The organism is Kitasatospora sp. NBC_01250, from assembly GCF_036226465.1.
Taxonomy (GTDB): Bacteria; Actinomycetota; Actinomycetes; order Streptomycetales; family Streptomycetaceae; genus Kitasatospora.
This window is the reverse complement of record NZ_CP108476.1, coordinates 6559434-6580450: the sequence shown is the minus strand read 5'-3', so window position 1 is coordinate 6580450 and position 21017 is coordinate 6559434. Positions and strand designations below refer to the sequence as shown.

The following is a 21017-nucleotide window of genomic DNA, read 5'->3' as shown; positions in this document are numbered from 1 at the left end:
GTTCTCAGGGCTTCCAGTCGACGGGCAGGTTGGGTGCCGCGCTGCCGCTCGGCGGCACCTGGAGGGTCTTGAGGGTGAACTCCATCACCTGCTTGAAGACCGGACCGCAGAGCTGGCCGCCGAAGTGGCCGTTGACCGGGTTCTGGATCACGCAGGAGACCGTGACCCGGGGCGCGTCGGCGGGCGCGAAGCCGATGAAGGAGGCGGTGTAGCCGTTGTACTTGCCGGTCTTGGGGTCCACCCGGTTGGCGGTGCCGGTCTTGCCGGCCACCCGGTAGCCCGGGATCTGGGCGGCGTTGCCGGTGCCCTGCTCGTCGGTGACCACCGACTCCAGCATCTCGCTCACGGTCTTGGCCGTCTCCGGCTTGACCACCCGGGTCTGCGCGGGCGCGGCGGCGGGGGTGTAGCGGCCGTCCGGGCCGGTCACCCCGGCCACCAGGCTGGGCGCCACCCGGACGCCGCCGTTGGCGATGGTGGAGAAGACCGAGGTGGCCTGCAGCGCGTTGACGGACAGGCCCTGGCCGAACGGGATGGTGTACTGCTGCGAACCCTTCCAGTCGGCCGGGTTGGCCAGGATGCCGCGGGTCTCGCCGGGGAAGCCGAGGCCGCTGGGCTGCCCGATGCCGAACTTCTGCAGGTAGGAGCCGAGGATCTGGTTCGACTGCTGCTGGTCCTTGCCCAGGTGCTCGGCGGCCTCGATGGTGCCGATGTTGGAGGACTTGGCGAGCACCCCGGCCAGGGTCAGGTACCAGGTGTCGTGGTCGACGTCGTCGTGGAAGACCCGGTCGGCGCGCTGCAGGGTGCCGGGGACGGTCACGTGGCTGTCCCAGTCGGCGCTGCCGGTGTCCAGCACGGCGGACATGGTCATCAGCTTCGCGGTGCTGCCCGGCTCGTAGGCGTCCTGCAGGGCCGGGTTGCCGAGCTGGTCGGCGCTGGCGGTGCTCAGGTCGTTGGGGTTGAAGCCGGGCGAGGTGGCCATGGCCAGGACCTGACCGCTCTTCACGTCCTGGACGATCACGTAGCCGCTGGAAGCGCCGGCCGCGCTCACCTGGTCGGTGATCGCCCGCTGGGCGGCCCACTGGATGTCCTGGTCGATGGTCAGGCGCACGTCGCTGCCCGGCACCGCGTCCTGCTGGGTGGTGCCGCTGCCGGTGGGGATCGGCTGGCCGCCGGAGACCGCCGAGGTGCGGTGCCCGGCCTTGCCGGCCAGCAGGTTCTGGTACTGCAGCTCCAGGCCGCCGGCCCCGGTGCCCTCGCTGTTGACGAAGCCGACCAGGTTGGAGGCCAGCCCGTTGGCCGGGTAGACCCGGCTGGAGGTCTCCTTGGAGAAGATCCCCTCCAACGGGTTGGCGCAGGCGTCGTCGATGCTGGTGCGGCCGCCCTGGCCGGCCGGCTTGCCGGCCTGCTGCTTCTGGGCCCGGCAGGTCTTGGTGTCGACCTTCTTGGTGAGCGCGGTCTGCAGGTCCATGATCTGGTTGCGGGTCTGCGGGCTCTGCTGCGGGGCCACCGTGATGCCCTTGGTCCTGGGCGTGCGCAGCTTGGCGATCACCTTGTCCCGGGGCATGTTCAGGATCGGCGCCAGCAGGTCCGCGGCCTGCTCGGGGCCGTCGGGGATGTGCAGTGCCTCGGGGGTGAACATGGTCGGGTCCGCGGTGATGTCGTAGGCGTCCACCGTGGTGGCCAGCGCCACGCCGTCTGCGGTCGTTATCGAGCCGCGGGTCGCGGGGAGCGTGACCTCGACGTAGCGGTAGGTGCTGGCGTCGGCGGCCAGCGCGCTGGAGTCGACCAGCTGGATCTGCACCAGGCGCCCGGCGAAGATCGAGAAGACCACGGCCAGCGCGATGGTGACCACCCGCAGCCGGCGCCGGGGGTCGGCCAGCGTGAGCCGGCGCACCTGCGGGCGGGCGGCGGGCCGACGGGCGGGGGCCGGGCGCTTGGCGGGCGCCGGTCGCCGGGCGGGCGGGCGGGCGGCGGTCCGGGCCGCGCCCGACGGCTTGGCGGCGGCCTTCGGCGGCTGCTCGCCCGGCCGGCGCGGCCGTTCGCCCGTGCGGCGCTGCTGGGGGGCGGCGGGCCGCTCACGGCGCTCGCCTGGGTTGCTGGGGCGGCGTGGGGTGCTCATCGGGGGCTTCCGCTCGGGCTCGGACTGGGAGTTGCGCTGGCGCCGGGGCTCTGGCTCGGCTGCGGGCCGACCGGGTCGACCCGCAGCGATCCCTCGGCAGTGGCCGCCGGATCGGCTGCCCCGCCCGCCGCGGCCGAACCGGCGGGGGCCGGGGCGGCGGCCGGCGCGGGCGCCGAGGGCCCGGCGGCCGGCCACAGGTCGGCGCCGGAGCGCTTGACCGGCGGGCTGTCCTTGGCGGGCCCGGGGCTGCCGAGCACCTTGCCGTCGTCCTGCAGGAAGGCCGGGTCCCCACCGGGCACCATGCCGAGCTGGCGGGCACTGCGCTCCAGCGCGTCGGGGGCCGCGGCGTGGTCGATCTGCTGCTGCAGGCTCTGCTGCTGGTCGGTCAGGGTGTTGGTCTGCTTCTGCAGCTTGGTCAGCTCGAACGAGCCCTCGTTGAGCGCCGTGTTCAGCATCAGCAGTCCGAGCAGCCCGGAGGCCAGCAGCAGCACCATCAGCACCGCGAACGGCATCCGCCCGCGCCCGCCGCGCGGCGGGCGCCCGGGGCGCACGGTGATCCTGGCGCGTCCCGGCTGCCCGGGCAGCAGCCTGCCCCGCTGGTCGCTGCCGGCCGCCTGCACCCTGTTCTCCCGGTTCACCTTCACACCCTCGCCCGTCCTCGCCCCCCGTACGGCCTTGGGTCCGGTCAGGACCTAGCCCCGGGTCTTCGTACTCCGGATCCTCTCCGCCACCCGCAGCCGCACGGGCGCGGCGCGCCGGTTCTCCTCGATCTCCGCCTCGGTGGCCAGTTCGGCACCGCGGGTGATCAGCTTGAGCCAGGGCTGGTGCTCCTCGGGGATGAACGGCAGCCCGGGTGGTGCGGTGCTGGTGGCGCCGGCCGCGAAGTACTGCTTGACCAGCCGGTCCTCCAGGGACTGATAGGACATCACGGCGATCCGCCCGCCGAGCGCCAGCACCCCGAGCGCGTTCGGGATGGCCCGGTCGAGCACCTCCAGCTCGCCGTTGACCTCGATCCGCAGCGCCTGGAAGGTCCGCTTGGCCGGGTTGCCGCCGGTGCGCCGGGTCGCCGCCGGGATCGCGTTGCGTACCAACTCCACCAGACGCGCGCTGTTGCTGAACGGTTCCTTCTCGCGCTCCCGCACGATCACCGAGGCGATCTTGCCGGCGAACCGCTCCTCGCCGTAGACCTTGAGGATCCGGGCCAGCTGGCCGTGGGTGTAGGTGTTGAGCACCTCGGCCGCGCTCAGCCCGCGGCTCTGGTCCATCCGCATGTCCAGCGGGGCGTCCTGGGCGTAGGCGAAGCCGCGCTCGGCCTCGTCCAGCTGCATCGAGGAGACGCCGAGGTCGAAGAGCTGGCCCTGGACCTCGCCGATGCCGAGGTCGGCCAGCACCTCGGGGATCTCGTCGTAGACGGCGTGCACCAGGGTGGCCCGCTCGCCGAACGGCGCCAGCCGTTCGCCGGACAGTCGCAGCGCCACCGGGTCGCGGTCCACCGCGACCAGGCGGACCTCGGGGAACTGACGCAGCAGCGCCTCGCTGTGCCCGCCCAGGCCCAGGGTGGCGTCCACCACCACGGCACCGGGGGCGCTGATCGCCGGGGCCAGCGCGTCCATGCAGCGTTGCAGCATGACCGGGACGTGCTTGGGTTCCGGTGTGCCAGTGGCCATGCGCGGGGGCGCCTTTCCTCGGTGCGGGTGCCGCCCGTCAGCCGCCTGCGGGCGCCGGGAGCCGTGATCCGCCCCATTCTCGCCCACAACACCGGCGCTCCCGGACGCCGCCCGGGGTCCCCGCCCGCTCGCTGGGGGGAAGGCGCTACCGCCCGGCGCCGGGGAAGGTGCGTCAGGTGGCACGGAGCGGGAGGAGGCCGCGGGCTGTGTACGGACCGTCAGACTACCGTCCGCGCCCCTGGCGTCGACTTGCGCCACGCGCACCCCTATGCGCTCCATCACACCGGCCGACGGATCGGGCACCGGGCCCACCACGCCCACTCAATTCCTACTAACGTCACACCTATGACAGTGACCCCAGACGGTATCTCGCCCGCCGGCCCCACTGCCTCGGCCGTCGGGACGATCATCGATCGCTTCGTCACCGCCAACCGCGCCTACGCCGAAGGCTTCGAGGACGGCGGCATGGACGCCCGCCCGGTGCAGAAGGTCACCGTGGTGGCCTGCATGGACGCGCGTCTCGACCTGTTCGCCGCGCTCGGTCTCGAACTCGGCGACGCCCATGTGATCCGCAACGCCGGCGGCGTGGTGACCGACGACACCATCCGCTCGCTGACCATCAGCCAGCGTGCGCTCGGCACCCGGTCGGTCGCGCTGATCCACCACACCGGCTGCGGCCTGCTCGGCCTGACCGAGGACTTCCGCCACGAGCTGGAGCTGGAGGTGGGCCAGCGCCCGCAGTGGGCGGTGGAGTCCTTCGTCGACCTGGACGGCGACGTGCGCCAGTCCATGCAGCGGGTGCGCACCTCACCGTTCCTGCCGTACACGGACGATGTGCGCGGCTTCGTCTTCGACGTGCACACCGGCCTGCTGCGCGAGGTGCACTGACCCGGGCTCCGACCCGCCCGCGTCCGCCCCGTCGCCCCATCGGGTGACTTCTGGCCGCCGCTCAGGGAAGAATGCGGCTGCGGACCGGCATCTCGACCACCGGAGACGGTCCGCCCGCGAGCCCAACCCCGAGCTTCGATCGGACCCTGATCCGAACCGGGCCCTGGCCGCGTCTGACCGGGTGGGGCCGGTTCCGGTTCAACGGACCGGTGTGAGCAGGGGCGAGGAGCGAACGGGTGACGACCTACAACGAGCAGGCCGGTCTCGACAGGCACGGGGACATCCCGCGGTCTGCGGCGGCGGTCCCGATGGGACCGGTGGGCCTGCCCGAGTTGAGCGCGGTCATCGAGCGGGTCCGGTCCTCGGTCGAGAGCGTGATCGAGGGCAAGCCGGAGGCGGTGCGCCTGGCACTGACCGTGATGCTGGCCGAGGGGCACCTGCTGCTGGAGGACGTGCCGGGCGTCGGCAAGACCATGCTGGCCAAGGCGCTGGCCCGGTCGGTGGACTGCACGGTGCGCCGCATCCAGTTCACCCCCGACCTGCTGCCCTCGGACGTCACCGGCACCAACGTCTTCGACCAGCAGCGGATGGACTTCGAGTTCCGGCCCGGCGCGATCTTCGCGCAGATCGTGGTCGGCGACGAGATCAACCGGGCCTCGCCCAAGACCCAGTCGGCGCTGCTGGAGTCGATGGCCGAGCGGCAGGTCACCATCGACGGCACCACCTACGAGCTGCCGCTGCCGTTCATGGTGGTGGCCACCCAGAACCCGGTGGAGATGGAGGGCACCTACCCGCTGCCCGAGGCCCAGCGGGACCGCTTCATGGCCCGGATCTCGATCGGCTACCCGAGCCCCGAGGCCGAGCTGGCGATGCTGGACTCGCACGGCGCCAGCTCCCCGCTGGAGGACCTGCAGCCGGTCGCGCACGCGGACGACATCCTCAAGCTGATCGACGTGGTGCGCACCGTGCACGTGGCCGAGAGCATCCGCCGCTACGCGGTCGACCTGGTCACCGCCACCCGCCAGTCGCCCGAGCTGCGCCTGGGCGCCTCCCCGCGGGCCACCCTGCACCTGATCCGGGCCGCCCGCGCGGCGGCGGCGCTGGCCGGACGCGAGTACGTGCTCCCCGACGACCTGCAGGCGCTGGCCGTGCCGATCCTGGCGCACCGCCTGCTGCCCACCGCCGAGGCGCAGCTGAGCCGGCGCAGCGCCGAGCAGATCGTCGCCGAGCTGGTCACCCGGGTGCCGATCCCGCACCCGCAGGGTCCGGGCGCCGGCGGCCTGGGTCGGCGGTCCTGAGGTGGCGCCAGCCGGTGAACCGTCCGGCTTCCGTGCCGGGATGCGCGGCCTGACCACCCGCGGCCGCTCCTTCCTCGCCGCCGGTGTGACCGCGGTGGTCTGCTCCTACCTGCTGGGCCAGAACGCGCTGCTGCGGGTCGGCATGCTGCTGGCCGCGCTGCCGCTGGCCGCCGTGCTGCTGATGCTGCGCACCCGCTACCGGGTGGCCAGCGGGCGCCGGCTCACCCCGCACCGGGCAACCGCCGGCCAGGAGGCGCGGGTGCACCTGCGGGTGGACAACATCTCGCGCACCCCCACCGGCCTGCTGATGCTGGAGGACAGGGTCCCCTACGTGCTCGGCCCGCGCCCGCGCTTCGTGCTCGACCGGGTCGAGCCGCGCGGCTTCCGCGAGGTCTCCTACCGGGTCCGCTCCGACCTGCGCGGCCGCTACCCGCTCGGCCCGCTCCAGCTGCGGCTGAGCGACCCGTTCGGGATGGTCGAGCTGACCCGGGCGTTCACCGCCTCGGACACCCTCACCGTGGTTCCCCAGGTGCAGGCGCTGCCGCCGGTGCGGCTGTCCGGCGAGTGGGCCGGCTACGGCGACAGCGTGTCCCGCGCGGTGGCGCTGGCCGGCGACGACGACACCGTGCCGCGCGAGTACCGGCACGGCGACGACCTGCGCCGGGTGCACTGGAAGTCCACCGCCAAGTACGGCGAGCTCATGGTGCGCCGGGAGGAGCAGCCGCTGCGCGCCCGCGCCACCGTGCTGCTCGACACCCGCGAGAGCGGGCACCGGGGCAGCGGCCCCGCCTCGTCCTTCGAATGGGCGGTCAGCTGCGCGGCCTCGGTCGGCAACCACCTGATGGAACGCGGCTACCAGACCCGGCTGCTGACCGACAGCGGCATCCAGGTCCCCGGGACCAGCGCCGGGGGCAGCGGCTCGGTGAGCGAGTCGGTCGGGCTGCTGCTCGACTCGCTGGCCGTACTGGAGCACTCCCAGGGCAGCGGGCTGGCCCGCGCCGAGGAGGTGCTGCGGCTGGGCGGCGAGGGGCTGGTGGTGGCGATCCTCGGCACGCTGGAGGACGGACAGGTGGCCGAGCTCGGCCGACTGCGGCGCCGCGCGGGGGCGGCGATCGCCTTCGTGCTGGACACCGCGACCTGGGCCGGCCTGCGCCAGCTCTTCCCGGACAGCGCGTCCGAGGAGTACGACCGGCAGCTGCGGCTGCTGCGCGAGGCCGGCTGGACCGTGCTGCCCGTCCGGGCCGGGGACTCGGTGCCCGAGCTGTGGCGACTGGCGGACCGGCACCAGGCCCAGGCCGGCAGCGGCCGGGGCGCGAAGGGGGTGGGCGCGTGACCACGCGCGCAAGACTGACCTTGTACGCGGCGCTGGCCACCGCGCTGGCGATGCTGGGCCTGACCCCGCTGCTGCGCCCGGCCGGCTGGGTGCAGCCCGCCGTCCTGCTGATCCTGGCGGTCGCCCTGATCGGCGCCGGGCTGCGCCGGCTGGCGGCGCCGCGCCCGTTGATCGTGCTGGCCCAGCTGGTCGTGGTCTGCTACCTGCTGCTGCTCGGCTCGGTGCACCCGAGCTTCACCGCCGGGGTGCTGCCCGGTCCGGGCACCGTGGCGGCCTTCAACGACCTGCTCACCTCCGCCGGCAACGACATCAGCGCCTACGCCATCCCGGCCCCGGCCAGCACGGGCCTGCGGTTCCTGCTGGTCGCCTCGGTGGCCCTGGTGGCGGTCGCGGTGGACGCGCTGGCGGTCACCTACCGCAAGGCGGCGCCGGCCGGCCTGCCGCTGCTGGCCCTCTACTCGGTGGGCACCGGCCTGGCCGGTTCCCAGGACGGCGCCACCTGGCTCTGGTTCCTGGCGGCCGGTGGCGGCTACCTGATGCTGCTCTTCGCCGAGGGCCGCGACCGGCTCTCCCGCTGGGGCCGGGTCTTCCGCGGCTCCGGCTCCCCGGAGAGCCGCGACGGGCTGCCCACCGGTGGCCACCGGATCGGGCTGATAGCGCTGGTCTGCGCGCTGGTGCTGCCGGTGCTGGCGCCCAACTGGGACCTCAGCCTGGTCAACGGCGGCTTCGGCGACAACGGCTCCGGCTCGGGCAACGGCAGCATCAACGCGCTCAACCCGGTGGTCTCGCTGACCGACGGGCTGCGCCGCCCGGACAACCAGGAGCTGATCGAGTACCACGGCGACGACCCGGCGCTGGCCACCACCTACCTGCGGATCACCGCGCTGGACGAGTTCAACGGCGTCGAGTGGAAGCCGGGCAACCAGCCGGCCGAGGTGGTCCCCAGCACCGTGCCGCGGCCCGACGGGCTCTCCAGCGACGTCACGGCCCCCCCGATGGAGACCCAGATCCAGGTGTCCAGCAGCCTGAGCACCGACTGGCTGCCGGCGCCCTACCCGATCAGCCGGGTCGACGCGCCGGGCAACTGGCGCTACGAGCCGGAGGTCGGCGCGGTGATCGGCGACCGGGGCCAGAAGGCCACCGGCCTGAACTACTCGGTGACCTCGCTGACCGTCATGCCGACCGCCGACCAGCTGCGCGCGGCACCGCCGGCGCCCAGCTCGATCACCAGTCGCTACACCCAGCTGCCCAGCAACCTGCCGCCGGTGGTCAAGCAACTGGCCCAGCAGGTCACCAACGGCAGGAGCTCGGACTACGACAAGGCGGTGGCGCTGCAGGACTGGTTCACCACCAGCGGCGGCTTCGTCTACAGCTCCTCGGTGGACCCGGGCACCGGGCCGAACGCGATCGCCACCTTCCTGCAGGACCGCAAGGGCTTCTGCGTGCACTTCGCGGCCACCATGGCCGCGATGGCCCGCACGCTGGGCATCCCGGCCCGGGTGGCGGTGGGCTTCGCGCCCGGCGCCGACCAGGGCAACGGGAACTACGTGGTGGGCAGCAAGGACTACCACGCCTGGCCCGAGCTCTACTTCTCCGGCGCCGGGTGGATGCGCTTCGAGCCGACCCCGAGCCGCGGGGTGGCGCCGGACTACAGCGGGCCGCAGGTCGCGCCGAGCCAGAGCGTCCCCACCGCGCAGCCCTCCGCCCGGGCCGACGCCCCGGCGCAGTCGGCGCCCTCGGCCGACTCCAGCTGTGCGGGGCCGACCCGCAAGCAGGGCGGTTGCGGCCAGCAGGAACCGCAGCAGCTGCCGACGGCGGCGGCGCCCGCCGCAAGCGGACCGTCCGGGCAGGTGCTGGCGCTGATCGGCGCCGTTGCGGCCGTGCTGCTCCTGCTGCTGTCGCCCATGCTCTGGCGGACCAGGCTGCGCCGGCGCCGGTTGGGCGGCGGCCGGCGCGGGCCCGGCGGCCCCGGCGGGCAGCTCACCGACGAGCAGGTGCTGGCGGCCTGGGCGGAGCTGATCGACACCGCCTGGGACCTGGGCATCCCGCCCGACCAGGCGCACAGCCCGCGGCACACCGGGGAGCGGATCAGCCAGGCGGCCGAGCTGGACGAGCCGGGCCGGGCCGCGGTGGGCCGGGTGGCGCTGGCCACCGAGCAGGTGCTGTACGCCCGGGCGGCCGGCCCGCAGCCCTCGCTGGGGTCCGACGTGCGCGCGGTGCACCAGCGCCTGCGGAACTCGGCCGGGCGGGGGAAGCGGCTGCGTGCGCTGCTGCTGCCGCCCTCGGCGGTACGGCTCGTCTGGCGGCTGGCGGACCGGCTGCTGTCGGCGCGGCTGCGCGGGCAGGCCGCCGGGCGGCGCCTGACCGGCGTGCTCGGACGTCCGTTGCGCCGGCTGCGGCGCTCCGGGCAGGACTAGGGCCAGAGCCGGTCCAGGGCCTGGGGCCCCGGACCGGCGGGGCACGACAGCAGGTGGGCGGGTGATCCTCTCGGATCACCCGCCCACCTGCTGCGTTCGGTTGACTTCGCGCGCCCGGTTCGTACCGCCCGGCTTGCCCCGGCCGACCTGCCTAGAGACCGTCGTGCTCGTCCCGGCGGCGCTGCCAGCGCTGTTCCATCCGGTCCATCACGCCGGCCTTGCGCCGGACCGGCGGGGCCGCCCGCAGACCGGGGCCCGGCCCGACCACGGGGTTCTTGCGCCAGCCCGCCACCGCGACCAGCGCGCAGCCGAGCATCACCAGGAAGCCGATCACGCTCAGCCAGATGAGCTGCGGCTGGATGATCATGCCTCCCATCAGGAGGGCCACTCCGACCACAAACCCCGCCGCGGCCAGGTACACCCGCCGGCGGGTGTGTGTGCGCAGCCCGGTTCCCTCAAGCGCCGTCGCGAACTTGGGATCTTCGGCGTACAGCGCTCGCTCCATCTGATCGAGCAGTCGCTGCTCGTGCTCCGAGAGCGGCACGGAGTCCTCCTACTCGTCGGTCGCGGGGCGACCGGTCCGCCACCTGGCCTTGTTGTGGTCCATATGCCCCATGCGTCAGGCCGTCATGCGTTCTGGCTTTACCCAGATCATACGGTCCGTCGACGGGTTACGGGGTGGGCGGCGGCCGGTCGTGTCCGCCACATCCGCCCCTCCCCACCACCAGGGAAACGCGCGTGGTGGCCGTCGAGTGCCCGCCCAGGTGAACCGGGGCCCCGGCGGGCTCAGCCGAGGTGGGCGAGCAGGTGCAGCTGGGTGGCGACGGCGTGGAAGGCGGGCTGCTGGGCAGCGGCCTCCTCCAGCTTGAGCAGTGCCTCCATGGCACCCGGCTCGGTGTCCACCAGGACGCCGGGCACCAGGTCGGCGAAGACCCGCACGCCGTGCACCGAGGCCACCTGCAGGCCGCTGTCGGCGGCCAGCTCGTGCAGCTCCGCGGCGGTGAAGCGGCGCGGCATCGGGTCACCGGCGCCCCAGCGGCCGTCGGGGGCGTCCAGCACGGTGCGGGCCTCGTCGAAGTGGCCGGCCAGCGCGCGGGCCAGCACGGCGCCGTTGCGGTTGGCGGCCAGCAGGCTGACCAGGCCGCCCTTGTGCAGGGTGGCGGTCAGGTGGCCGAGCGCCTCGGCGGGGTCGTCGACCACCTCGAGGACACCGTGGCAGAGCACCGCGTCCACCGAGGCGGGGGCGATCACCTCGGGCAGCGTCTGGGTGTCGCCCTGCACCGCGCGGACCAGGTCGGTCACCCCGGCCTCGGCCGCCCGGCGTTCGAGGGCGAAGAGCGCGTCGGGGCTGGGGTCCACCACCGTGACGCGGTGGCCGAGGCGCGCCACCGGCACGGCGAAGTTGCCCGTCCCGCCACCGGTGTCCAGCACGTCCAGCACCGGCTGGTCCAGCTCGCTGGCGCGGCGCTCCAGCGCCGCCCTGACCACCTCCCAGACCACGGCGGTGCGCAGGGCGCTGCGAGGACGCGTCGGGTACAAGGGTCGTCTCCTTCAGGAGGCCGGCGGCTCAGTCGCTCTCGATCCTATTGCCTCCCAGCTGCAGGACTCGCTCGACCAAGCGGACGAAGAGGGCGGCGTTGCGGATCAGGTCGTCGGCGTCGCGGGCCGAGGCCGCGCCGGGCACCCCGGCCTCCGCGGCCGAGCGCTTGGCGGCCCCGGCGGCGAAGTAGAGCGCCCACTCGGCGAGCTCGGGGGCCACCTCGGGCAGCACCTCCCAGGCACTGCGTATGGCCTTGCGCCGGCGCGGGTTCTTCTCGGGGCGGCCCCGCACCGCGAGCACCGCGGCGGTGGTGCGCAGCGCGGCCAGGTGCGCGGTGGCGTAGCGCTCCAGGGGGTCCTGGGCGGCGGCGGCCCGGAGCAGGGTGCGGTGGGCCTGGGCGAGCAGGTCGCGGGCGGCGGGCGGGGCACCGGCCTTGAGCAGCACCGGGTGCACGTCGACGGAGCGCAGCGGGAGCTGGCCCCCGGCCTGCGGCCGGGACGTGCCCCCATGGAGGTCGGCGACGGTCATGGTCTCTCCCCCGGTCCAGAGCGGGCGGTGCGGGCCGGTCGACCCGTCCACCGCCATGCTCGCGCCCGGCACTGACAATCCGGCCCGGCGCCCGACCGGCGCCGGTGGACCGGGCGCCGCTCGCTCCTGCTCGACCTGCTGGGCTTCGGCCTCAGCGACCGGCCCACCGACTTCTCGTACACGCTGGAGGCCCATGCCGACGCCGTCGCGGGCGCCCTGCGCGCGGCCGGGGTCGGCGGCGCGGAGCTGATCGGGCACAGCATGGGCGGAGCGGTGGCGATCGTGCTGGCGCACCGGCACCCCGAGCTGGTCGCGGCGCCGGTGCTGGTGGACGCCAACCTGGATCCGGTCCCGCCCCGGGCCGGGCACGGCGGCAGCCGCGGGATCGCCGCCCACTCGGAGGCGGAGTTCCTGGCGGGCGGCTGGCGCGAGGTGCGCGAGGCGGTCGGTCCGCACTGGTGGTCCACCATGCGGCTGGCCGGGCGCACCGCGCTGGACCGCAGCGCCGTGCAGCTGGCCCGGGGCACCAGCCCGACCATGCGCAAGCTGCTGCTGGAGCTGCCGATCCCGCGCGCCTTCATCCACCCCGCCGCGGACGGCACCGCGCACCTGCCGGGCCCGGGGGTGCGCCACTTCGCGATCCCCGACGCGGGGCACAACGTGATGCTGGACAACCCCGACGCCTTCGCCCGTGCCGTGACCGAGGCACCGGCACCAGCACCAGCACCAGCACCGGCGGATTAAGATCACGCGTCATGGCACGGATCGTCATCATCGGAGCGGGCATCAGCGGACTGGCAGCGGCGGCCCGGCTGGCCACCGTCGGGCACCGGGTGACGGTCTGCGAGGCGGCCGGGACCTACGGCGGGATGCTCGGGCACCACCAGTGCGACGGCTTCGCCTTCGACACCGGACCGACCCTGCTGACGCTGCCCGCCGTCTATCGCGACCTGGCCCTGAAGACCGGCCGGGAGCCGCTGGAGCAGCTGGTCGAGCTGGCCCCGGTGGACCCCGAGAGCCGGCACCTGTTCGCCGACGGCACCACGCTGACCCTGCCCAACGCCTCCCGCGGCGGCGTCGCGCAGGCGCTGGACGCGGCGCTCGGCACGGGGGCCGGCGAGCGCTGGGGCGCGGTGATGAACCGCGGCCGGGCCGTCTGGGAGGCCACCCGCCGCCCGCTGCTGGAGGAGCCGCTGCCCGCCGACCCCGGCGCGCTCGGCACCGACCCCTACCCCGCCGCCCCGCGCCGCGGCCTGGCCCGGCTGCGGCCCGGCGCCCCGGCGCCGACCCTGGACCAGATCGCCACCCGCGAGCTGGACGGGCACCCCGCGCTGACCGCGCTGCTCACCGAGTACGCGCTGCGGTTCGGCTTCGACCCGCGCACCGTGCCGGCCGGCGCCACCGTGATCCCCTACATGGAGCAGACCTTCGGCGTCTGGTCGGTGCGGGGCGGACTGCGGGCGCTGGCCGAGGCGGTGTACCGGCGGTGCGAGCAGCGCGGGGTGGAGTTCCGCTTCGACACCCGTATCGAGCAGGACCCGCCGGAGGCCGACCTGGTGCTGCGCCCGGCGCCCGCCGAGGCCACGCTGCCGGGGCGGGTCAGCGTGCTGCTCGCGCTGCGCGGCGCCCGCCCGCCCGGCACCGCGCAGCGCACCGTGGTGCACGCCGCCGACCGCGACGCGGAACTCACGGCGCTGTTCGCGAAGGTGCCGGGCCTGTGCGACCGTCCGACCGTGCAGGTGCTGCGTCCTGACGACCCGTCGACCCGCCCGGACGAGGAGCACGAGGCGGTCACCCTGACCGTGACCGTCCCCTCGCAGGCGCGGCTGGACTGGACCGCCCCGGGCGTCGCCGACCGCTTCGCCGACCAGGTGCTCGCCCACGTGGACGCGGCCGGGCCGGGCCTGGGCGAGCGGGTGCTCTGGCGGGTGGTGCGGACCCCGGCGGACACCGAGCGGGAAACCCTGGCCCCGGGCGGCGCCGTACCGCGCCCGGCCCTGGCCGGCGCCGGCAGAGCCTTCCTGCAGCCCGCCAACACCACCGGGCGGGCCGGGCACTACCTGCTCGGCGGGGCCGCGCACCCGGGTGGCGGGCTGGCGCGGGCCGGCATGTCGGCCTGCGTGGTGGCGGGGCTGATCGGGCCGGCCTGAGCGCGCTCCCGGGCCGGGGCGCCGGGCGGTGCTACTGCCAGGCCTCGGGCTGCGGCTGCTGGTAGTACTCGTACGACTGCTGCTGCGGGATGTGCTGCTGCGGCACGACGTAGTCCGGCTGGTACTGGCTCGGGTCGTAGGGCTGCTGCTGCCACTGCGGCTCGTACGGCACGTAGGGCTGCTGCTCCTGGTAGTACCCCGGGTACTCCTGCTGCTGGTAGCCGTACTGCGGGTCGAACTGCTGCTGCTCGGCGTACCCGTACCCGGGCTGCTGCTGACCGGGCGTCATCAGCTGCTCCTGCATCACCGGCCGGCCGTCCATCGACGGGCCGTTCATCGACTGGGCGCCCGCGAACTGACCGCCGGTGTACTGGCCATCCGGGAACTGACCGGCCGTGAACGAGCCGTCCGTCGACTCGTAGGCGGTCTCGTACACGCCGTAGTCGCCGTCCTCGGCCGCCGGCGGCACCGCCGGCTCCGGCAGCACCTGCTGCCCGGACTCCTCGATCGGCCCGACCTCGCCGACCTTCTCCGCCGCCACCGCCGCGGCCGCCACCGCCGCCGCGCCCCCGGTGGCCGCGCTGAGCAGCGGCACCTTGGCGAGCGGTCCGGGCAGTGAGCCGTCGGCCCCCCGCAGCGACCAGCCCTTGGCGTAGCCGCGCTTGACGGAGAGGGTCACCATCGCCTGTCCCCCGGCGAACGCCAGCGCCCCCACCGAGATCACCGGCACCGAGTGGATCGCCATCCCGGCCGCCACCAGCAGGAATCCGCCGAGCGCGAGACCCCGCCAGTGCAGCGGCGCGCGGTTCTGCAGCAGCAGCTCGGCCAGCAGCCAGAGCGCGACCACGGCGAGCGCCGCGTACAACGCCAGCATCCCGATGCCCATCAGCGTCCTCCAGCACAGCCCGGCGCGCGGCCGCGCGCGTGCGGCGACTGTACCTGTTCGACCGCCGCCGCCCCACATCCCCCGATGCCGCGGCCGTCAGCCCCGGTGCAGGCCGAGGTTCTGGTAGATCTGCAGGGTGGCCGTCGAGCCGTTGAGGGTGATGAAGTGCAGGCCCGGCGCACCCTCGGCGAGCAGTCGCTCGGACATCGCGGTGGCGTGCTCGATGCCCACCTCGCGCAGCGCCGCCGGGTCGTCGGCCACCGCGCGCAGCCGGGCGTCCAGCTCCGCCGGGAAGGCCGAGCCGCTCAGTTGCGGGAACCGCTCCAGCTGCTTGACGTTGGTCACCGGCATGATCTCCGGGATGATCGGCGCCTCGCAGCCGGCCGCCACGACCTTGTCGCGCAGCCGCAGGTAGTCCTCCACCTCGAAGAACATCTGGGTGATCGCGTAGTCGGCACCGGCCCGCATCTTGGCCACGAAGTGCCGGATGTCCTGGTCCCAGTCGCTGGAGCGCGGGTGCATCTGCGGGAAGGCGGCCACGCCCACGCAGAAGTCGCCGATCGACTTGATCAGTTCGACCAACTGGTAGGCGTAGCTGACGCCCTGCGGGTGGCGCACCCACTCGGCGCTCGGGTCGCCGGGCGGGTCGCCGCGCACCGCGAGGACGTTGCGCACGCCCTGGTCGGCGTACTGGCCGATGATGTTGCGCAGTTCGGCCACCGAGTGGTCGACGGCGGTCAGGTGGGCGACCGGCGTCAGCGTCGTCTCGGTGGCGATCCGGCCGACCATGTTGACGGTGCGTCCCCGCGAGGAGCCCCCGGCGCCGTACGTCATGCAGACGAAGTTCGGGTTGAGTCCCTCCAGGCGACGGATCGCGGCCCAGAGCTTGTGCTCGGCCGCCTCGCTGCGCGGCGGCATGAACTCGAATGAGTACGAACGCTTCCCAGCCGCCAGGAGTTCGCGGACCGTGAGCGCGCGGTCGGTTCTGGTGGACGGAGTGCCGAGTGCCATGCTCGCAGAGTAGCCGTCGCAGTGGCGGCGCGGACAAACAATGCCCAACTACTGAGACAATCTGTCCGCCCGCTGGGGCGGGTGCCCGGCTCCGGTGGCTGCTGGCCGGTGGTGCGCCGTGCCGGTCCGGCCGCCCGGCTAGTCTGATCTCCACCCACGTGACTCCGGAGTGCCTCGTGACCTCGCCCAGCCCCACACCCGCGCGACCGCTCGACCAGGCGGGTGCCCGCACCCAGGTGGACGCCGCGCTCACCCGGTTCATGGCCGAGCAGCACGCGCTGCTGAGCTCGATCTCCCCGGACCTGGTGGCAGCGGCCGACGCGCTGCGGGACTTCCTGCTGGACGGCGGCAAGCGGCTGCGCCCCGCCTTCTGCTACTGGGGCTGGCGCGGCGCCGGCGGCGAGGACGGCACCGACCCGGCGGGCGCGGGCAGCACCGGGATCGCCAACGCCGCCGCCGCGCTGGAGCTGCTGCAGGCCAGCGCCCTGGTGCACGACGACCTGATGGACCGCAGCGACACCCGGCGCGGCCTGCCCTCGATGCACCGCCGCTTCGAGGCGCTGCACCGCGAGCAGGGCTGGCGCGGCGACCGCGAGCAGTACGGGGCGGCGGCGGCGCTGCTGCTCGGCGACCTGCTGCTGATCTGGTGCGACCAGCTCTTCGTGCGCTGCGGGCTGGACGCGGCGGCGGTGCTGGCCGCCAAGCCGGTCTTCGACCTGATGCGCACCGAGGTGATGGCCGGTCAGTACCTGGACGTGCTGGAGCCGGTGGCCGGCGACTCGACCGACGACCTGGCGCTGACCCGGGCCACCACGGTGCTCCACTTCAAGTCGGCCAAGTACACCATCGAGCGCCCGCTCCAGGTGGGTGCCCGGCTGGCCGGGGCGAGCGAGGAACTGGTCGCCGCGTACGGGGACTTCGGGCTGCCACTGGGTGAGGCCTTCCAGCTGCGCGACGACCTGCTCGGCGTCTTCGGCGACCCCGCCGTCACCGGCAAGCCGGCCGGTGACGACCTGCGCGAGGGCAAGCGCACCCTGCTGGTCGCGCTCGCGCTGCGCGCGCTGCCGCGGGCCGAGGCGGCCCGGCTGGACGGGCGGCTGGGCGCGGCGGACCTGACGGCCGCCGAGATCGCCGAGCTGAGCGCACTGGTCGCCGCCAGCGGTGCGCCCGCGCAGGTGGAGCAGCGGATCGAGGCGCTGATGGAGCGCTCGCTGGCCGCGCTGGCCGCCGCGCCGCTGAAGGACGAAGCGGCCCGGGAGACGCTGCTCGCGCTCGCCCGGGCCGCCACGGTCCGTCGTTACTGACCGGCGCTGCCGGCTGTCGCTACCGGCCCGCCGAGCGGACCCGGCGGGCCAGCTCGGCCGCCGCGGCGCCCGGGTCGTCGGCGGCGGTGATCGCGCGGACCACCACCACCCGGCGGGCGCCCGCCGCGAGCACCTGGTCCAGGTTGCCCAGGTCGATCCCGCCGATCGCGAACCACGGCCGGTCGGTGGTCGCCCGGGCCGCGTACTCCACGAGGCCGAGGCCCGGTGCGTGGCGGCCCGGCTTGGTCGGGGTCGGCCAGACCGGTCCGGTGCAGAAGTAGTCCACCCCCGGCTCGGCGACCGCCCGGTCCACCTCGGCCTCGGCGTGGCAGGAGCGGCCGATCAGCACGTCCGGGCCGAGGATCGCCCGGGCCGCGGGCACCGGCAGGTCGTCCTGCCCCAGGTGCAGCACGTGCGGCCCGGCGGCGTGCGCCACGTCCGCCCGGTCGTTCACCGCGAAGAGCTTGCCGTGCCGCTCGGCCGCCGCGGCGAAGACCTCCAGCAGCTCCAGCTCCTGCCGGGCCTCCAGGCCCTTGTCCCGCAGCTGGACGATGTCCACGCCGTTCGCCAGCACGGTGTCCAGGAACTGCGCCAGGTCGCCCTGCTCGCGGCGGGCGTCGGTGCACAGGTAGAGCCGGGCGTCGGCCAGCCGCGCCCGCGCCGGGGTACCGGGCGTCACAGCGACATCGCCTGGGCGCGCCGCTTCACCTCGGTACCGCGGTTCTCCTGCAGCGCCTGGATCGGGCTGCCCGGCAGCGAGGGGTCCTCGGTGAAGAGCCACTCCAGGATCTCCTCGTCGGTGAACCGGCCGTCCCGCAGCACGGTCAGCGTCCCGGCCAGGTGCTTGACCAGGCCGTCGTCCGTGATGAAGGCCGCGGGGACCTGCAGCGACCGGTTGGGACCGCGGCGGACCGCGATCAGCTTGTGATCCTTGACCATCTGACGGACCTCGGTGACCAGCACCCCCCAGCGCTCGGAGATGTCGGGCAGGTACATCCAGTCGTTGACCAGGGATTCGATCTTGGCTTCCATGTCGCTCACGGCACCAGCCTGCCACCTTTGCCGGGCCCCGCGCACCCACCCGCCCGTCAGGGGGGCGTCAGCGGACGGCCGACTTGAGCGGCAGCGCGGGGTCGGCGGCCAGCGCCGGGTCCAGCACCGCACCCTGGTCGATCAGCCGCCGGGCCTGGGCCAGGTCGCGCGGGCGGTCCACGGCGAGCACCGCCACCGGCCGCTCCTCGCGCAGCCACAGCACGCTCCACTGCGCGTCCTCGGGTGAGCCACGCCACAGCAGCCGGTCGCCGGCGCAGTGCCGCCCGACGTACTGCACCATCCGCCCGAACTGCTCGGACCAGAAGTACGGCACCGGGTCGTAGGCGACCTCACCGCCCAGCAGCGCCGCCGCCACCGCCCGGCCCGAGTGCAGCGCGTGGTCCCAGTGCTGGACCCAGACCCGCTCGCCGTAGCGGGCCGAGGGGTAGCTGACGCAGTCGCCCGCCGCCCAGACCCCGGGCAGCGTGGTGCGCAGCGCCGCGTCCGCCAGCACGGCGCCCCCGGCGTCCAGCTCGACGCCGGAGCCGGCCAGCCAGCCGGTGTCCGGGCGGGCGCCGATCCCGACCACCACCTCGTCGGCCGGTACCAGTTCACCGGTGGTCAGGTGCACGGCGCCCGGCTCGATCCGGTCCACCCGGGCGCCCAGCCGCAGCTCGACACCGGCCTGCGCGTACCACTGCCGCATCGGCGCGGTCAGCTCGGCGGGCAGCGCGCCCGGCAGCGGGGCGTCGGCGGCCTCCAGCACGGTCACCCGGCAGTCGAGCCGGCGGGCCGCGGTGGCGGTCTCGGCGCCGATCCAGCCCGCGCCGACCAGGACCAGGTGTGCGCCCGGGCGCAGGACTGCACGCAGTGCGAGGGAATCGTCGATGGTCCGCAGCACCCGGGCCGAGGCGGCCCCGGGCAACCGGATCGGGGCGGCTCCGGTGGCCAGCACCAGGCGGTCCCAGGGCAGCTCGCCGGCGTCGGTGCCCAGGCTCCCCGGGGCCACCGAGGTGGCCCGGCGACCGGTCAGCAGCTGAACGCCGAGCGCCTCCCAGTCCAGGTCGAGGGCCGTCCGATCGGCCTTCGCGAGCAGGACGTCCTTGGAGAGCGGCGGCCGGTCGTAGGGGTTGTGCGGCTCCGCGCCGACCAGACTCAGCGACCCGTGCCAACCCCCCTCCCGCAGCGCCACCGCACACTGTGCGGCCGCCACCCCCGCGCCGACCACGACCACCCGATCCGTGCTCTTCAGCTCTGCCATCTGGCGAACTCTACTGAGCGCGTCCGCCGTCCACCCGGCGATCGGCGCCTTCAGTCCCCAAGGCGCCCGGCGTTATGGTGGGGGCATCCTCACGGGAGCCCGGTGCACCGGGCTGAGAGGCGGGCTGCGGCGGCCTGCGACCGTCCGAACCTGATCCGGGTCATTCCGGCGAAGGGAGAACCGGTTCTCTTGGCACGCGATCTTTCGACAGACTCCCGAACCGACACCGACGTGCTGGTGATCGGCGGCGGGATCATCGGTCTGGCGGTCGCCTGGCGCACCGCGCAGCGCGGCCTGCGGGTGGCGCTGGTCGACCCGGCCCCCGGCGGCGGCGCGGCGCAGGTGGCGGCCGGCATGCTGGCCCCGGTCACCGAGCTGCAGTACGGCGAGGAACCGCTGCTGCGGCTGGGCATGGCCTCCAACAGCCGGTACGCCGACTTCGCCGCCGAGTTGACGGCGGCCACCGGGCAGGACACCGGCTACCGCGCCACCGGAACGCTGGCCGTCGCGCTGGACGCGGACGACAAGGCCGAGCTGAGCGAGTTGCACGCCTTCCACCACCGGCTGGGCCTTGCGTCGAGCTGGCTGACCGGTCGCGAGGCCCGCCGGCTCGAACCGATGCTGGCCCCCGGCGTGCGGGCCGGCCTGCACGTGACCGGCGACCACCAGGTGGACGGGCGGCGGCTGGCCGCGGCCCTGGTGACGGCCTGCGAGCGGGCGGGGGTACGGCTGCACCGGGCGGAGGCGGGCGAGCTGCTGGTCGAGGCCGACCGCGCCCGCGGGGTGCGGCTGGGCGGCGGCGGCGAACTGCGGGCCGACCAGCTGGTGCTGGCGGCCGGCTCGCGCAGCCACCAGCTGCCCGGCCTGCCGCCGGGGGTGCTGCCCGCGATCCGTCCGGTCAAGGGCCAGATCCTGCGGCTGCGGATCCCCGGGGCCTACGCCCCCTTCCTGTCGCGCAACGTGCGCGCGGTGGTGCGCGGCGGCCACCTCTACCTGGTGCCGCGGGCGAACGGCGAGCTGGTGATCGGGGCCACCACCGAGGAGCAGGGCTACGACACCACGGTCACCGCCGGCGGCGTCTACGAGCTGCTGCGCGACGCGCACGAGCTGGTCCCCGGCATCACCGAGCTGCCGCTGGTGGAGACCAGCGCGGGCCTGCGCCCCGGCTCCCCGGACAACGCCCCGCTGCTCGGCCCCACCGCGCTGCCCGGCCTGCTGGCCGCCACCGGCCACTACCGCAACGGCGTGCTGCTCACCCCGGTCACCGGCGACCTGCTCGCCGAGTGCCTGGCCACCGGGACCGTGCCGGAGCTCGCCGTCCCCTTCTCCCCCGCCCGCTTCGCCGCTGTTCCGACCCTTGCCGGGAGTGCCCGATGAACCAGATCCCCCTCACCGTCAACGGCGAGCCGCGCGAGGTGGCCGGCTCCGCCACGCTGGCCGAGCTGGTGGCCCAGCTCTCCAAGGCGCCCTCGGGCGTGGCCGCGGCCCTCAACGAGACCGTGGTGCCGCGCGGCAGCTGGCCCGAGACCCGGCTCGCGGCGGGCGACCGGGTGGAGATCCTCACCGCGGTGCAGGGGGGCTGA

Annotated in this window: 19 protein-coding genes, 1 pseudogene and 1 riboswitch; of the genes and pseudogenes, 9 read left to right on the top strand and 11 right to left on the bottom strand. The window is 74.6% G+C overall.

Annotated elements, in window-relative coordinates:
• Positions 1–4: 4 nt before the first annotated feature.
• From OG500_RS27855 to rsmH, 3 genes are read right to left on the bottom strand one after another with little or no spacing between them, the layout of a single operon-like run.
• Complete coding sequence (locus OG500_RS27855) at positions 5–2119, bottom strand: peptidoglycan D,D-transpeptidase FtsI family protein (RefSeq protein ID WP_327069593.1); 2115 nt, start codon at positions 2117–2119, stop codon at positions 5–7.
• Positions 2116–2757, bottom strand: coding sequence for a cell division protein FtsL (locus tag OG500_RS27850; protein WP_329584106.1), 642 nt, complete (start codon positions 2755–2757; stop codon positions 2116–2118). Before OG500_RS27850 ends, OG500_RS27855 begins: the two co-directional genes overlap by 4 nt.
• Positions 2758–2811: 54 nt before the next feature.
• Positions 2812–3786, bottom strand: a complete 975-nt coding sequence (rsmH, locus tag OG500_RS27845; protein WP_327069591.1) for a 16S rRNA (cytosine(1402)-N(4))-methyltransferase RsmH — start codon at positions 3784–3786, stop codon at positions 2812–2814.
• Between the two features lie 345 nt (positions 3787–4131).
• On the opposite strand from rsmH, the gene OG500_RS27840 reads away from it, so the two are divergent.
• The 4 genes from OG500_RS27840 to OG500_RS27825 all read left to right on the top strand — a co-directional run bounded on the left by OG500_RS27840 (position 4132) and on the right by OG500_RS27825 (position 9722).
• Positions 4132–4674: a beta-class carbonic anhydrase gene (locus tag OG500_RS27840; RefSeq protein WP_329584104.1), complete on the top strand. Its 543-nt coding sequence runs from the start codon at positions 4132–4134 to the stop codon at positions 4672–4674.
• Positions 4675–4982: 308 nt separating this feature from the next.
• Entirely contained in the window at positions 4983–5972 is a 990-nt protein-coding gene (locus OG500_RS27835) for an AAA family ATPase (RefSeq protein ID WP_327071712.1), read from the top strand.
• 40 nt (positions 5973–6012) lie between these two features.
• On the top strand, positions 6013–7305 hold the full coding sequence (locus OG500_RS27830; protein ID WP_327069589.1) for a DUF58 domain-containing protein: 1293 nt from the start codon (positions 6013–6015) through the stop codon (positions 7303–7305).
• Positions 7302–9722, top strand: coding sequence for a transglutaminase family protein (locus OG500_RS27825; RefSeq protein ID WP_327069588.1), 2421 nt, complete (start codon positions 7302–7304; stop codon positions 9720–9722). Before OG500_RS27830 ends, OG500_RS27825 begins: the two co-directional genes overlap by 4 nt.
• 151 nt (positions 9723–9873) lie before the next feature.
• Here the strand turns inward: OG500_RS27825 and OG500_RS27820 are convergent, their stop codons facing one another.
• From OG500_RS27820 to OG500_RS27810, 3 genes are all read right to left on the bottom strand, one after another.
• Positions 9874–10266: a DUF3040 domain-containing protein gene (locus OG500_RS27820; protein ID WP_327069587.1), complete on the bottom strand. Its 393-nt coding sequence runs from the start codon at positions 10264–10266 to the stop codon at positions 9874–9876.
• A 242-nt stretch (positions 10267–10508) separates the two neighbouring features.
• Positions 10509–11261 carry a methyltransferase domain-containing protein gene (locus OG500_RS27815; RefSeq protein ID WP_327069586.1) on the bottom strand — a complete coding sequence of 251 codons (753 nt, stop codon included), beginning with the start codon at positions 11259–11261 and terminating at the stop codon, positions 10509–10511.
• 28 nt (positions 11262–11289) lie between these two features.
• Positions 11290–11790, bottom strand: a complete 501-nt coding sequence (locus tag OG500_RS27810; RefSeq protein WP_327071711.1) for an SAV_6107 family HEPN domain-containing protein — start codon at positions 11788–11790, stop codon at positions 11290–11292.
• A 111-nt stretch (positions 11791–11901) separates the two neighbouring features.
• On the opposite strand from OG500_RS27810, the pseudogene OG500_RS27805 reads away from it, so the two are divergent.
• Both OG500_RS27805 and OG500_RS27800 read left to right on the top strand, forming a co-directional pair.
• Positions 11902–12534, top strand: a pseudogene (locus OG500_RS27805) (alpha/beta fold hydrolase); the annotation flags it as partial.
• Positions 12535–12545: 11 nt separating this feature from the next.
• Entirely contained in the window at positions 12546–13940 is a 1395-nt protein-coding gene (locus OG500_RS27800; protein WP_327069585.1) for a phytoene desaturase family protein, read from the top strand.
• 31 nt (positions 13941–13971) lie between these two features.
• Here OG500_RS27800 and OG500_RS27795 read toward each other — a convergent pair whose 3' ends face one another.
• Positions 13972–14826 carry a hypothetical protein gene (locus OG500_RS27795; RefSeq protein WP_329584099.1) on the bottom strand — a complete coding sequence of 285 codons (855 nt, stop codon included), beginning with the start codon at positions 14824–14826 and terminating at the stop codon, positions 13972–13974.
• A 96-nt stretch (positions 14827–14922) separates the two neighbouring features.
• Positions 14923–15837 (bottom strand): methylenetetrahydrofolate reductase [NAD(P)H], encoded by a 915-nt coding sequence (gene metF, locus OG500_RS27790; RefSeq protein ID WP_327069583.1) that lies wholly within the window; start codon positions 15835–15837, stop codon positions 14923–14925.
• 176 nt (positions 15838–16013) lie between these two features.
• Here metF and OG500_RS27785 point away from each other — a divergent pair, with 176 nt between their 5' ends.
• Positions 16014–17141 carry a polyprenyl synthetase family protein gene (locus OG500_RS27785; RefSeq protein ID WP_327069582.1) on the top strand — a complete coding sequence of 376 codons (1128 nt, stop codon included), beginning with the start codon at positions 16014–16016 and terminating at the stop codon, positions 17139–17141.
• Between the two features lie 19 nt (positions 17142–17160).
• Here the strand turns inward: OG500_RS27785 and thiE are convergent, their stop codons facing one another.
• From thiE to OG500_RS27770, 3 genes are all read right to left on the bottom strand, one after another.
• Positions 17161–17820 carry a thiamine phosphate synthase gene (gene thiE / locus OG500_RS27780; RefSeq protein ID WP_327069581.1) on the bottom strand — a complete coding sequence of 220 codons (660 nt, stop codon included), beginning with the start codon at positions 17818–17820 and terminating at the stop codon, positions 17161–17163.
• Complete coding sequence (locus tag OG500_RS27775; RefSeq protein WP_442789367.1) at positions 17817–18173, bottom strand: Rv2175c family DNA-binding protein; 357 nt, start codon at positions 18171–18173, stop codon at positions 17817–17819. The genes thiE and OG500_RS27775 overlap by 4 nt, the downstream gene beginning before the upstream one ends.
• A gap of 67 nt (positions 18174–18240) precedes the next feature.
• Entirely contained in the window at positions 18241–19434 is a 1194-nt protein-coding gene (locus OG500_RS27770) for an NAD(P)/FAD-dependent oxidoreductase (protein ID WP_327069579.1), read from the bottom strand.
• An 81-nt stretch (positions 19435–19515) separates the two neighbouring features.
• A riboswitch (TPP riboswitch) is annotated at positions 19516–19628 on the top strand.
• Between OG500_RS27770 and thiO the strand changes: the two genes are divergently transcribed.
• Both thiO and thiS read left to right on the top strand, forming a co-directional pair.
• Positions 19624–20811 carry a glycine oxidase ThiO gene (gene thiO, locus OG500_RS27765; protein ID WP_329584095.1) on the top strand — a complete coding sequence of 396 codons (1188 nt, stop codon included), beginning with the start codon at positions 19624–19626 and terminating at the stop codon, positions 20809–20811. Its footprint overlaps the riboswitch before it by 5 nt.
• Positions 20808–21017, top strand: a complete 210-nt coding sequence (thiS, locus tag OG500_RS27760) for a sulfur carrier protein ThiS (protein ID WP_327069577.1) — start codon at positions 20808–20810, stop codon at positions 21015–21017. Before thiO ends, thiS begins: the two co-directional genes overlap by 4 nt.

Excerpts from the sequence above, each read along its gene's own strand:
- OG500_RS27855 (WP_327069593.1), bottom strand. The coding sequence starts at position 2,119 with ATGAGCACCCCACGCCGCCCCAGCAACCCAGGCGAGCGCCGTGAGCGG.
- rsmH (WP_327069591.1), bottom strand. The coding sequence starts at position 3,786 with ATGGCCACTGGCACACCGGAACCCAAGCACGTCCCGGTCATGCTGCAA.
- OG500_RS27840 (WP_329584104.1), top strand. The coding sequence starts at position 4,132 with ATGACAGTGACCCCAGACGGTATCTCGCCCGCCGGCCCCACTGCCTCG.
- OG500_RS27835 (WP_327071712.1), top strand. The coding sequence starts at position 4,983 with ATGGGACCGGTGGGCCTGCCCGAGTTGAGCGCGGTCATCGAGCGGGTC.
- OG500_RS27830 (WP_327069589.1), top strand. The coding sequence starts at position 6,013 with ATGCGCGGCCTGACCACCCGCGGCCGCTCCTTCCTCGCCGCCGGTGTG.
- OG500_RS27810 (WP_327071711.1), bottom strand. The coding sequence starts at position 11,790 with ATGACCGTCGCCGACCTCCATGGGGGCACGTCCCGGCCGCAGGCCGGG.
- OG500_RS27800 (WP_327069585.1), top strand. The coding sequence starts at position 12,546 with ATGGCACGGATCGTCATCATCGGAGCGGGCATCAGCGGACTGGCAGCG.
- OG500_RS27795 (WP_329584099.1), bottom strand. The coding sequence starts at position 14,826 with ATGGGCATCGGGATGCTGGCGTTGTACGCGGCGCTCGCCGTGGTCGCG.
- metF (WP_327069583.1), bottom strand. The coding sequence starts at position 15,837 with ATGGCACTCGGCACTCCGTCCACCAGAACCGACCGCGCGCTCACGGTC.
- OG500_RS27775 (WP_442789367.1), bottom strand. The coding sequence starts at position 18,173 with ATGGAAGCCAAGATCGAATCCCTGGTCAACGACTGGATGTACCTGCCC.
- OG500_RS27770 (WP_327069579.1), bottom strand. The coding sequence starts at position 19,434 with ATGGCAGAGCTGAAGAGCACGGATCGGGTGGTCGTGGTCGGCGCGGGG.
- thiS (WP_327069577.1), top strand. The coding sequence starts at position 20,808 with ATGAACCAGATCCCCCTCACCGTCAACGGCGAGCCGCGCGAGGTGGCC.